The following is an 11,082-nucleotide window of genomic DNA, read 5'->3' on the forward strand; positions in this document are numbered from 1 at the left end:
GAACTCAACGAACGCCCCCGACAGACACTCGGCTTCTACACCCCACGCGAAAAGTTCGAAGCCCTCCTACGAGACAACGTTGCTTGCACGGGTTGACGGCTCTCTGTACTCTCCCTTGGTGGGGGGCGAGACCATGGGGGACATGTGATGCCGCTCCTCAGCCGAAAGAACTCGAAATACTCTGGGGTGGTCGGTTTGTCACAGGTTCATCGGATCGGCGAGGACCCGCACTATATCGCGGGATATGAGGCACCCAGTGTGCCCACTCAGGTGAGTTCGATGCCTGCACTACAAGATTTTCCTCATCTGCACTCGATCGACTCGCCGTCGCCTGCGTTGGATATGCCGGCGTCGCGGCGGCTCCGCGTTCGGGTAGCACGTCGCTTACGGTTCTTCGAATTGGCAATCATCGCCGTCGCCTGTCTTGCGGGTTCGATAATCCGTGCAGGATTTCCCCATGCGCTTGACAGTTCATTTGTCTTCAGCGTCTGTGTGGCGGGTGTTCTTGCGCTGTTGTGGATAGGTATCACGGCGGCGAATCGCACCGCCGACGGGATGATGATCGGTGTCGGGGCTACCGAGTACCGCCGAATCCTTGTTGCCGCAGCAGTTTTCCTCGGCGTTGTCGCGCTGCTGCAGCTGGTCACCGGTGTACAGCTCTCGCGCGCGATGCTGGTGATCACACTGTCGTTCGGAGTGTTCGGCTGCATGCTCGCTCACCACCTGGCAGGACGGTCGCTGAAGAAGAACTGGCGAGTCGGAGTCGGCGTCGCGCGTGCGCTGGTGGTAGTCGCTCCCGACAGGCTGCCGTCGGTCGAGGGATCGTTACATGACTCTGATCGTCTGGGGCTCTCGGTTGTTGCGTGGCTCAACGGTTCCGAACTCGCGGTCCGGTCCGTGGACGTCGGCGATACCGGCGGCGGCTGGGTACCGTTTGCCGTCGAATGCGGGCCTGACCCGGTGGACTCGATCCTCTCTGCGGTCGATGCGATGGATGCGGACATCGTGATACTCGCCGACACATCATCGTTGGAGAGCTGGGCATTTCGTGATCTCAGCTGGGCACTTCACGAACGTGGCGTGGCCCTGGCGGTGGAGCCGGCCGTCGGCGACGTGGCGTTGTCACGTATGGCGATGTCCCAGCTCAACGGGACGTCTCTGCTCCAGATCGACGAGCCTGCCTACAACCGCGCGATGAACCTCCACAAGCGACTGTTCGACATCGTCGTCTCGATGATGGCGATGGTGCTGCTGTCTCCGGTGATGATCAGTGTGGCGCTCATGGTCAAACTGGGTGATCGAGGGCCGATCCTCTACGGCGCCAACAGGGTTGGTGTCGGTGGGAAGCCGATGAAGATGTGGAAGTTCCGTTCGATGGTCACCGATGCCGAGGCTCGACTCAAGGAGGTGCGCGCGGCTCGTGGTCTCGATGACGATGCCTTCTTCAAAGCCGAGGACGACCCACGGATCACCCGCATCGGACGTGTCATCCGCAAGACGAGTATCGACGAGCTTCCTCAGTTGTTCAACGTTCTCAAAGGGGGAGATGAGCATCGTCGGTCCGCGGCCGATGGTCGCAGGGGAGGGCTCGCAGTATGTGAACTTCGTCGAACGGCGAGTTCTCGTGCGACCGGGTATGACCGGACTGTGGCAGGTGTCGGGTCGCTCGGACATCACCGACGACGAACGGGTGAGGCTCGACCTCATGTACGTGGAAAACTGGTCGATGACAGGCGATCTCGCGATCATCGCCAAGACATTCACCTCGGTCTTGCGAATGGATGGAGCCTACTGACGAGTCGCGCCGATGGAACCGCGCCTGTGGGGTGGTGCGGTTCCATCGGCGTGGCGTGTGCGGTAGTCGTTAGTTTGCGATCGAAAAGTAGCCCGGAAGAGTAGCGAAGATCACCTCGCGCCGTCGCGAAATCTTGGCACGGGTCCTTCACACTCAGGCGATGCCGTCGAATGCACGACTGATCGCACTCGCCAGGGGATATGTATGGTCCATGCGCCATCGAGCCGCGGTGAGCGGTGGCAGGCGCCTGGCGCTGCGGGGTCGCGTCACCATGGAAAACCACACGGGGACAGGACAATTGCTGCTGTCCGACCATGTGGAATTCTACGATCGGGTCCATCTGTTCCTCGATGGTCGATCGTGTCGGATCTCGATCGGTGACCGCACCTTTGTGAACCGGCGCACAGAGATCTTCTGTGTGGATTCGGTGTCGATCGGGTCGGACTGCGCCATTTCCTGGGATGTGGTGATCAGCGATACCGACTATCACTGCATCGTCGGAAGCCCGAGCGTGGCGCCGGTGACCATCGGCAACAAGGTGTGGATCGGTGCGCGCGCCGTGATTCTCAAAGGCGTGACCATCGGCGACGGAGCGGTGGTCGCGGCGGGGTCGGTCGTCGCCAAGGACGTGCCTGCCAAGACGCTCGTGGCGGGAAATCCGGCTCGACCGGTGCGTGACGACGTCGACTGGTCGCTCGAGGGCACCGGTGTCCTCCCTGCGTGACCTCCGGCGTCAACACCCCTGCCGCCACGAGCATCGGTCCGTCGATGCGTACCGGGGTATGAGTGTCCGAGTTTGCCGTTACCCTCGGACACATGTCTGCGCGTGAGTTCGACATCGTTGTCTTCGGTGCGACCGGTTTCGTCGGGGAACTGACGGCCCGGTATCTGGCCGACCATGCCCCGTCCGGCGTCCGAGTGGCCCTGGCTGGTCGCAACCGCGCCAAGCTCGAAGCCGTGCGAGGGCGCCTGCCCGCATCGGCAGCCGGCTGGCCGCTGCTGATCGCCGATGCCGATGCGCCCTCGACGCTGGACGAGCTGGTCGCGCGGACGCAGGTGGTGTGCACGACTGTCGGGCCGTACCTGCGTTACGGCGAACCGCTGGTCGCGGCCGCGGCCACCGCCGGTACCGACTACGTCGACCTGACCGGCGAGGTCCCCTTCGTGCGCTGGAGTATCGACAAATTCGACGAGGTCGCCCAGGCATCGGGTGCGCGGATCGTGCACTCCTGCGGCTTCGATTCCGAGCCGTCGGATCTCGGTGTCTACTACCTCTACCGCGCGGTCACCGCCGCCGATGCAGGATCCCTCACCGACACCACGCTGGTGGTCAAGGCGATGCGCGGCGGGTTGTCGGGCGGCACCATCGACTCGATGCGGGTGATCGCCGACGAGGTGCGTGACCCCGAGATCCGTCGACTGATGGTCAACCCGCACTCGTTGTCCTCGGGTCCGGGTGAGGTGATCAGGACAGAGCGGGGTGCCGAGCGCAGCGACATGACGCTGGTGTCGGCATCACGGGTGGACCCGTCGCTCACCGGCACGCTCGCGCCGTTCTTCATGGCCAGTCACAACACCCGCATCGTGCGACGCACCAACGCGCTGCTCGACGGTGCCTACGGGGCGGATTTCCGCTATGCCGAGGCGATGGCAGTGGGCAAGAATCCGGTGCTCTCGACGGCTGCGGCCGCCGCGCTGAGCGCGGGCATGGGAGCGTTCTTCGGCGCGATGGCACTGCCGCCAGCGCGCAAGATCCTCGACAAGGTTCTGCCGAAGCCGGGAGAGGGCCCCGACGAGAAGTCCCGGGAACGCGGCTACTTCACCATGCAGATCTTCACGAAGACCACGACAGGCCGACGCTTCCGTGCGCAGGTCTCGGCAACCGGCGACCCGGGGTACAAGGCAACCGCGATGATGCTCGGCGAGAGCGCGCTCACATTGGCGCTCGAGCGCGACAAGCTGCCGTCGCGCACAGGCGTGCTGACGCCCGCGGCGGCGATGGGCGACCCGCTGATCGAGCGTCTTCAGGAGGCCGGGATGGTGTTCGACAGTGTGGAGCTGTGAGTGGGTTGAGCCGTGAGTGGGGCTGACGCCGGCGGGTGAACTGCGAGGATCGGTCGGCTCGCGACCGGGGTCAGCGGGCGCGGCGCGCGGGTGGATTGTGCTCCACGGTATCGCGACGTCGGGCGATCCGGCCCACCAGCAGGGCGACAGGTATCGACACCGCGACCCAGATCAGGATCGCGCCGATGATGATTCCTGTCAGCACGCTTCCATGATGCGCCGATAATCTGTGCGATCGCTGAAAATTGCGTATTCGTTACCACAAGACTTCGGCTCTCGCAGCCGCAACTAGGCTGATCGCCATGGATGAAGCCCGCAGTGATGTGCCGTTCGACCCGTCCCACTGGCAGGGCGTGCCCGGATTCGGAGATCTGACCGACATCACGTATCACCGCCACGTCGGTGAGGGGCGCGCGAACGGAATCGTCCGGATCGCCTTCGACCGTCCCGAGGTGCGCAACGCCTTCCGCCCCCACACCGTCGATGAGCTCTATCGCGCACTCGACCATGCCCGTCGCACCCCCGATGTGGGTGTGGTGCTGCTGACCGGCAACGGTCCGAGCCCCAAGGACGGTGGCTGGGCATTCTGCAGTGGTGGCGACCAGCGGATCCGGGGCCGGTCGGGCTACCAGTACGCGACGAGCCACGACTCCGACGTCGCCTCGGCCGACGCCCAGGGAGTCGACGAGGCCCGGGTCAAGACCGAGGGCGGCCGGCTGCACATCCTCGAGGTGCAGCGACTCATCCGCACGATGCCCAAGGTGGTGATCGCCGTCGTCAACGGGTGGGCAGCGGGCGGCGGACATTCGTTGCATGTGGTGTGCGACCTGACGCTCGCCTCGGCCGAACACGCCCGGTTCAAGCAGACCGACGCCGACGTGGGCTCCTTCGACGCCGGTTACGGCTCGGCCTACCTCGCCAAACAAGTGGGACAGAAGTTCGCGCGCGAGATCTTCTTCCTCGGCCAGTCCTACGACGCCGAGACGATGCATCGTATGGGTGCGGTGAATGCGGTGGTGCCGCACGCATCGCTGGAGGACGAGGCGATCCGATGGGGTCAGCTGATCAACGGCAAGTCGCCGACGGCGCAGCGCATGCTGAAGTTCGCCTTCAACCTCACCGACGACGGATTGATGGGTCAGCAGGTGTTCGCCGGCGAGGCCACCCGCCTGGCCTACATGACCGACGAGGCCGTCGAGGGGCGCGATGCGTTTCTGGAGAAGCGGCCACCGAACTGGGACGAGTTCCCGTTCTATTACTGATCGTCGGGGGTCGGACTGGGTTGCGTCGGGGGCGGGGCCGCGTGGTGGTGTGGTGCCTACGAAAAGCGTTGGTGCCTACGGGAAGCTGTGGTGCCTACGGAAAGCTGTGGTGCCTGCGGAATGCTGTGGTGCCTGCGGAATGCGTAGGCACTGTGGCATCGCGTAGGCACGGTGGCATCGGGTAGGCACGCCCGCGTCCGATGGCCACGCCGCACCGGGGTTATCCACAGTTGTCGAGCTGTCCACAGGTCAGAGTCCGTTGCCGGTGATGTCGAGCCGGGGTGCCGGAGCCATGCGACACGCTCGGGTCATGACAGCACATCTGACCGATGTCGACGACGTGTTCAGCCGCGGGGAACTGCTTGCCCGAGGCTTCACTCGGGGTGAGATCGACCGTGCGCTGGCGCACGGGAGTCTGGTCTGCGTCAGCACCGGATTCTATGCACCGGCGACGCTCGGGCAGCACAGTCCGCAGATTCGTCATCAACGATGGGCGCTGGCGATGCTGCGCTCGGTGGCGAAGCGGTCGGCGCTCGCGCACGTGTCGGCGGCGACCGTGCACGGGCTCGCCATTCACGACATCGACCTGTCGAGGGTGCGTCTGGCGCGCGACGACACGCAGGCGCGTCGTGGTCCGCTGGTCTCGAAGCACCTGATCGTCGATCGCCGGGTGCCCGAACATCACGTGAGCGAGGTGGTGGGCGCCCGAGTGACCAGCGTCGCGCGGACGATCGCCGATCTGGCTCGCAGTGAAGGTGTCGGGTCGGCGGTGGTGGCCGCCGACAGTGCCCTACAGCAGTCGTTGACCACTCTCGATGAGGTCCACGCTGTTCTTGCCGACATTCCTGGAGTGGGAGTCGCACGTGCGCGACGCACGCTCGCGCTGGTCGACGGGCGGTCGGAGAGTCCGCTGGAGTCACTGAGTCGGCTCGAGATCGGCTGGTCGGGTCTGCCGGCACCGGAATTGCAGGTCACGCTGTACGACAGTGCGGGTCGCTTCCTCGGGCGGGTCGACTTTCTCTGGCGCGAGTCTCGCGTGATCGGCGAGTGTGACGGCGAAGGGAAATATCTGGGCGTCTATGGGGATCGAACGGCCTACGAGACGATCGCCCAGGAGCGGCGTCGACAGCAGGCGCTGGTCGACGAGGGGTGGCAGGTGATCCGGTGGACGTGGCGGGAACTCGTGTCCACGCCCGAGGTCGTGATCGCGCGGATCCGGGCCGCACTCGAGCGTGCGCGAAGGGTGGGGTGATGGGGTTCGTGTCGGTGGATATGTGCGGGGCTGGTGCCTAACGAAAGGTGGTGGTGCCTACGAAACGCGGTGGTGCCTACGAAATGCGTAGGCACGGTGGCATTGCGTAGGCACCACCGCATCGGGTAGGCACTGTGGCGCCGGATAGGCACGCACCCTGCCGTACCCAGCCAGCGGCACGCGTCATCGTGGCGCGGTGGCCTCCTCGGGCACATGCATGTGTCGGCGTTGGCGGTAACGGTTGTACAGGCGGGCGGCCAGCGGTGCGATGAACAGCATCAGCAGTACGCGCACGATCTGCGCACCGATCACGAAGGTGATGTTCGACCCGGCCGCAGCGGCCGCGGCGAGCACCGCGTAGATGCCGCCGGGCGTGGTGGCGAGGTAGGCGTCGAACTGGCTCTCGCCGGTCCAGAGAGCAAGCAGCGCACCGAGTCCCGCGCAGCCCAGGCCGATCGCGACGATGAGGGCCAGGGCCAGTGGCAGCACTTTGCCGATCGACTTCAGCGACTCCATGGTGAAGCCGAGACCGGCCTGCCAGCCGATGACCGCGTAGGCCAGGAACACGAACACGGTGGGGACCGCTGCGCCCGTGGTCACATGGGTCAGTTCGCCGACGACCGTGAGGATCAGTGGTCCGAGCAGTCCCGCAGCCGGAAGGTGGACGAGCTTGCCCAGCGGGATGCCGATTCCCACGCAGATGACGGTGAGAAGTATTCCCCACCACTGGTTTCCGTGTTCACCGGTACTGGCCGATCCGCCGGTGTGTGCGCCGAACACCGCGGTGGCGATCACCGGGATGGTGACGGTCACCAACGCCACGCGCACGTACTGGATGACGGCGACCATACGTTCGTCGCCACCGAGTTCGCGGGTGAGTGCGACCAGTCCCGAGGCGCCGCCGGCCACCAGTGACAGCGATCCGGTGAGCGGATCGACGTGGCGATGCAATCCGAGGATCGCACCACCGATGATCGAGAGCGCCAGCGTGCCGAGCCCCATCACCACCACGGGCAGCCACTCCGAGCCCAGTCCGCTCAGCGTCTCCGGACGCACCATCGTGCCGATGTACACACCGAGCACACCCTGTGCGGTGAAGGCGATCGCGCGGGGGATCGGTGGCTTGTCGCCTCGCGGACCAGGTGCTCGACCGGCAAGTGCCAGGATTGCGGCGACCACGAGGCCGGCGAACAGGGCTGCGGAGGGGACATTGAGCTGCTCGAGGCCGACGGTCACCACGACCGTCACCACGACCAACGCGATCCACCTCATCATGATGACAAGGTTACTCTTGCTAATTGAGGCCTGCCAATCTGCATGGATCGAGTGATGGGCAAGAAATTGGCAAGTACACTCTTGCTATGAGCGAGGAAGTAGACGTCATGGACGCAACGCGTCTGCGTGAGGCGATGATGTCGGTGACCCGGCAGGCTCGTCGGCACCGTCCCGCGCATGCGCTGACGCTGAGTCAGATGACGATCCTCGGTGACCTGGATCGACACGGCACCGCCACGATTGCCGAACTCGCCGACCGCTCGCAGGTGCGTGTGCAATCCCTGACGCTGAGCATGAACCGTCTCGACGAGCTGGGTTTCATCACCCGGACCACCGATCCATCGGATCGTCGTCGTCAGCTCATAGATCTGTCGGACACCGGTCGTAAAGTCCTCGCCGGGGACAGGGTGACGCGTGATGCGTGGCTCGCTTCGGCGATGGCCGAACTCACCGATACCGAGCGTGGGGTCCTCATGCTCGCGGTGCCGGTGCTGGGCAAGTTGGCTGATTTTTAGGAGGTCTGCACGTGCGAGAGCGTCACGACGGGCGTTTGTGCAGCACGACCTCTCCGGGCTTGCCCCACTCGATGCGGCCGAGACGTGCCATCGGTTTGATAGTGCCGAAGTCGGGGAGTCCGTCGTCGGCGAGTCGCTCGGAGTCGACGGTCACCGCCACTACCCGGCCGAGTACCAGTTCGGCGTTGCCGACGGTGATGGTCTGATGCAGCACGCATTCGATGGCGATGGGCGAGTCGCGCACGCGCAGGCAGTCGACATGGGTGGCGGGTACGGCCTCGATACCGACCGCCTCGAATTCGCTGACTTCTGGAGGGAACGGAGCCGACGAGCGGTTGATCTGGTCGGTCAGCCACTCGGGCGCCAGGTTGATCACGAACTCGCCCGAATCCGTCGCGTTTCGCCAACTGTCCTTGCGACCCAGCGAGGTGAACTGCACGATCGGCGGCTCGGAGGAGGCAACCGTGTAGAAGCTGTAGGGCGAGAGGTTGTCGACCCCTTGGGGCGAGCGACTCGACACCCACGCGATCGGCCGCGGCACGACACTCGTGGTGAGCAGCTTGTACATGTCGGCAGTGGAGGTGTTCTCGGCCTCGATCACGGTGCGCATCACGCGAAGTCTACGAACTGATGATGCCCCCCACACTGTCCGCCGTGCGGAAAAGCGGTCACCGTGCGAGCAAGCCTGCCGCCGGCTTCGGACGCCAGTCGTTGGTGAGGAGGGCTCCGAAGTGATCCTCCCGATTGAGCATGGAAGGAGCATCCGCCCCACCGATGTCGCGGATGCTGTAGATGAAGGCGGGGCCGACGTAAGGAGTGTTCGCCGCGGCAGCGAGTATCTGGCCGATCTGCACCGCTTGGGCCTCAGGGGTCACGCCGCCGAGTACGGGTGATACGGCCGTCAATTCCGTGTAGTTCGTGGGGGCTCCGAACTCGGTGAGCCAGATCTTCTTGGAACCATCGCCGTGTGCTTGCATCGTCGCGTGCATTGCGCCCACGCTGTGCCAGCCCCCCGAGGGGTCCGCGGGCAGTCCGTACGGGAACGTGTAGGGATGCATGGCTGTCGCGTCGAAATAGCCCTTGGCGCCGTACCCGTAGACAGCCTCGAGGAAGCTCGCAGGGAAATCCGACCCGGTCGAGGGACTCAGCCCTGCCGCCACGACAGTTGCATCAGGTTGTACGCGCTTGATCGCGGGATAGGCGGCACGGAGAAGCGCCGCGTAGGCTGCGGGTCGGTTGGGCGCATTGAGGAAGGTCGGAAGATTCGGTTCGTTCCAGATCTCGTAGCTGGAGGCCAGTCCCTGATACCGCCGTGCGACTGCACCGGCGAAGTTGCCGAAGTCGGCAGCGTTTCGAGGGGCCGTGGTGCTGGCGAGCCCGGATCCACCGCCTGCCCATGCGGGGGTGAAGGCGACATTGAGCAGAATTCTCAGGCCGTGACGGTGGGCGGAATTGACCACTCGATCAGCCGCTGACCAGTCGAAATTCCCGGGGGCTGTCTCTGTGCGGCTCCAGTCGACGAGGACCCTCAACCAGGACGCGGAGGTGTGAGAAACCGCGTCGAGCTCGCGATCCAGCGCGCTCTGAGGAAGGTCGAGCATCGCCGCCCCCTCGGTGAAGCCATAGCCCGCCCGCGGAACGACGACTCGAGCCTGTGCGGGGGCACTGAGACCGACCGTTAGGGCGACCGAGAAGATTGCGGCGGTTGCTGAGAGCAGAGTGCGTCGAAGCATCACGCACCGATCGTGACATAGAAGTGCACTACGTGACACTCGAGAATCACGACAACAGCTCCGACGCGGTTAGAGTCCCAGCGCTCTACCGGTGGACTTGATGTTCCAGTCGTAGTCGTAGAGCGCGCCAAAGTGCTGTTCGAGATCCGTTGGACTCGTGCCGTAGTCGCGGATGCTGTAGATGAAGGCGGGACCGACCCACGAATAGTCGGCCGCCGTCGCCAACACCGAGGTGATCTCGTTAGCTTGTTCAGTTTGCGTCACGCCTGTGGCGACGGAGGGTAGCGTGGGTGCTCCGATTTCGGTCAACCACATCTTCTTGTTGCTGTCGCCTTTTGCAACCATGAGATTGCGAATGGCGAGAGTGTCGCTGACCGCGTTCTCCGGGTTCGCCGAGATTCCTGAGGGGTACACGTAAGGATGCATCGCGGTTGCGTCGAAATATGATCTGGCACCAGCGGCATACATCTTCTGGTAATACGTGAGCGGCGAGAGTCCGCTGACCGAACGCGCCATTCCTGCGACGATGACCGTTCCCCACCACTGTGCGCACTTGATCGTCGTGTAAGCGGTCTTCAGCATGGATGTGTAGCGAGTGGGGTCATTCGCTCCGCCGAAGAACAGTAGGAGATTCGGCTCATTCCAGATCTCGTAGTAGGACACTTTCCAGAAGTAGCGTCCGACGAACGCACGCAGAAAGTTTGCGAGATAGGTGTCGTCGGTCGGTGGCGCTGTGAGGAATGAACCTGACGGGCGCGCCCACGTCGGAGTGTTCATGATGTTGGCGAGTACGGTCAACCCTCGCGAGCTGGCCGCGGAGATCATTGCGTCGAGTTGCGACCAATTGTAGGAACCCCTACTGGTCTCGATCTTGCTCCAATCCACCAGAATCCGTAGCCACTTTGCGCCGGTCTTCTTGACGCCATCCAGCTCTCGTGAAAGATCCGACGTGCTCAGCCACCACATCGCGGCACCTTCGGAGAATCCGAAACCCATTGACGGTGCCTTCGGTGCTGCCGATGCGGGAGCTGTTGATGTCGCCACGACGATTGGTGGGGCGACTATCGCCATGGAGGTATAGGGGCTCTTCACAATCCGGGGTGTAGTTGTGGTCTGAATCCGCCGGTCTCGAGCAGTGCGCGGGTGATGTAGTGAGTCAGGTTCCGAAAGCCCAGGGCGGAGCCGC

The 11,082-nt window shown here is 64.1% G+C and carries 11 protein-coding genes; 6 read left to right on the forward strand and 5 right to left on the reverse strand.

Annotated elements, in window-relative coordinates; genetic code table 11:
* Nucleotides 1-492: 492 nt before the first annotated feature.
* The 3 genes from IEW22_RS20675 to IEW22_RS18845 all read left to right on the forward strand — a co-directional run bounded on the left by IEW22_RS20675 (nt 493) and on the right by IEW22_RS18845 (nt 3,859).
* Nucleotides 493-1,899, forward strand: coding sequence for a sugar transferase (locus IEW22_RS20675; protein WP_188588773.1), 1,407 nt, complete (start codon nt 493-495; stop codon nt 1,897-1,899).
* Between the two features lie 167 nt (nt 1,900-2,066).
* Nucleotides 2,067-2,519 (forward strand): acyltransferase, encoded by a 453-nt coding sequence (locus tag IEW22_RS20530; protein ID WP_308421421.1) that lies wholly within the window; start codon nt 2,067-2,069, stop codon nt 2,517-2,519.
* Between the two features lie 92 nt (nt 2,520-2,611).
* The gene (locus tag IEW22_RS18845; protein WP_188588777.1) at nt 2,612-3,859 is read left to right on the forward strand and encodes a saccharopine dehydrogenase family protein; all 1,248 of its coding nucleotides are present in this window, start codon (nt 2,612-2,614) and stop codon (nt 3,857-3,859) included.
* Between the two features lie 70 nt (nt 3,860-3,929).
* On the opposite strand, the gene IEW22_RS20420 is transcribed toward IEW22_RS18845, so the two are convergent.
* The gene (locus IEW22_RS20420) at nt 3,930-4,064 is read right to left on the reverse strand and encodes a hypothetical protein (RefSeq protein WP_268235502.1); all 135 of its coding nucleotides are present in this window, start codon (nt 4,062-4,064) and stop codon (nt 3,930-3,932) included.
* Nucleotides 4,065-4,161: 97 nt separating this feature from the next.
* Here IEW22_RS20420 and IEW22_RS18850 point away from each other — a divergent pair, with 97 nt between their 5' ends.
* Together IEW22_RS18850 and IEW22_RS18855 are read left to right on the forward strand one after the other, a co-directional pair.
* On the forward strand, nt 4,162-5,121 hold the full coding sequence (locus IEW22_RS18850; RefSeq protein WP_188588779.1) for a 1,4-dihydroxy-2-naphthoyl-CoA synthase: 960 nt from the start codon (nt 4,162-4,164) through the stop codon (nt 5,119-5,121).
* Nucleotides 5,122-5,431: 310 nt separating this feature from the next.
* Nucleotides 5,432-6,373, forward strand: coding sequence for a PDDEXK family nuclease (locus IEW22_RS18855; RefSeq protein WP_188588781.1), 942 nt, complete (start codon nt 5,432-5,434; stop codon nt 6,371-6,373).
* A gap of 183 nt (nt 6,374-6,556) precedes the next feature.
* On the opposite strand, the gene IEW22_RS18860 is transcribed toward IEW22_RS18855, so the two are convergent.
* Entirely contained in the window at nt 6,557-7,648 is a 1,092-nt protein-coding gene (locus tag IEW22_RS18860; protein ID WP_188588783.1) for an AbrB family transcriptional regulator, read from the reverse strand.
* A gap of 86 nt (nt 7,649-7,734) precedes the next feature.
* On the opposite strand from IEW22_RS18860, the gene IEW22_RS18865 reads away from it, so the two are divergent.
* Entirely contained in the window at nt 7,735-8,163 is a 429-nt protein-coding gene (locus IEW22_RS18865; protein WP_188588785.1) for a MarR family winged helix-turn-helix transcriptional regulator, read from the forward strand.
* A gap of 22 nt (nt 8,164-8,185) precedes the next feature.
* On the opposite strand, the gene IEW22_RS18870 is transcribed toward IEW22_RS18865, so the two are convergent.
* The 3 genes from IEW22_RS18870 to IEW22_RS18880 form a co-directional block, all read right to left on the reverse strand.
* Nucleotides 8,186-8,773, reverse strand: a complete 588-nt coding sequence (locus tag IEW22_RS18870) for a flavin reductase family protein (protein ID WP_188588787.1) — start codon at nt 8,771-8,773, stop codon at nt 8,186-8,188.
* Between the two features lie 58 nt (nt 8,774-8,831).
* Complete coding sequence (locus tag IEW22_RS18875) at nt 8,832-9,623, reverse strand: glycosyl hydrolase (RefSeq protein WP_373284256.1); 792 nt, start codon at nt 9,621-9,623, stop codon at nt 8,832-8,834.
* A 342-nt stretch (nt 9,624-9,965) separates the two neighbouring features.
* A complete protein-coding gene (locus IEW22_RS18880) occupies nt 9,966-10,988 on the reverse strand; it encodes a cellulase family glycosylhydrolase (protein WP_229742903.1) in 1,023 nt (340 codons plus the stop codon).
* Nucleotides 10,989-11,082: the final 94 nt, after the last annotated feature.

It is taken from the genome of Gordonia jinhuaensis, from assembly GCF_014639795.1.
GTDB classification, from domain to species: domain Bacteria; phylum Actinomycetota; class Actinomycetes; order Mycobacteriales; family Mycobacteriaceae; genus Gordonia_B; species Gordonia_B jinhuaensis.

What these genes read in the sequence shown, in the direction of transcription:
- IEW22_RS20530 (WP_308421421.1), top strand. Translation starts at nt 2,067, where the DNA reads ATGGAAAACCACACGGGGACAGGACAATTGCTGCTGTCCGACCATGTG.
- IEW22_RS18845 (WP_188588777.1), top strand. Translation starts at nt 2,612, where the DNA reads ATGTCTGCGCGTGAGTTCGACATCGTTGTCTTCGGTGCGACCGGTTTC.
- IEW22_RS18850 (WP_188588779.1), top strand. Translation starts at nt 4,162, where the DNA reads ATGGATGAAGCCCGCAGTGATGTGCCGTTCGACCCGTCCCACTGGCAG.
- IEW22_RS18855 (WP_188588781.1), top strand. Translation starts at nt 5,432, where the DNA reads ATGACAGCACATCTGACCGATGTCGACGACGTGTTCAGCCGCGGGGAA.
- IEW22_RS18860 (WP_188588783.1), bottom strand. Translation starts at nt 7,648, where the DNA reads ATGATGAGGTGGATCGCGTTGGTCGTGGTGACGGTCGTGGTGACCGTC.
- IEW22_RS18865 (WP_188588785.1), top strand. Translation starts at nt 7,735, where the DNA reads ATGAGCGAGGAAGTAGACGTCATGGACGCAACGCGTCTGCGTGAGGCG.
- IEW22_RS18870 (WP_188588787.1), bottom strand. Translation starts at nt 8,773, where the DNA reads ATGCGCACCGTGATCGAGGCCGAGAACACCTCCACTGCCGACATGTAC.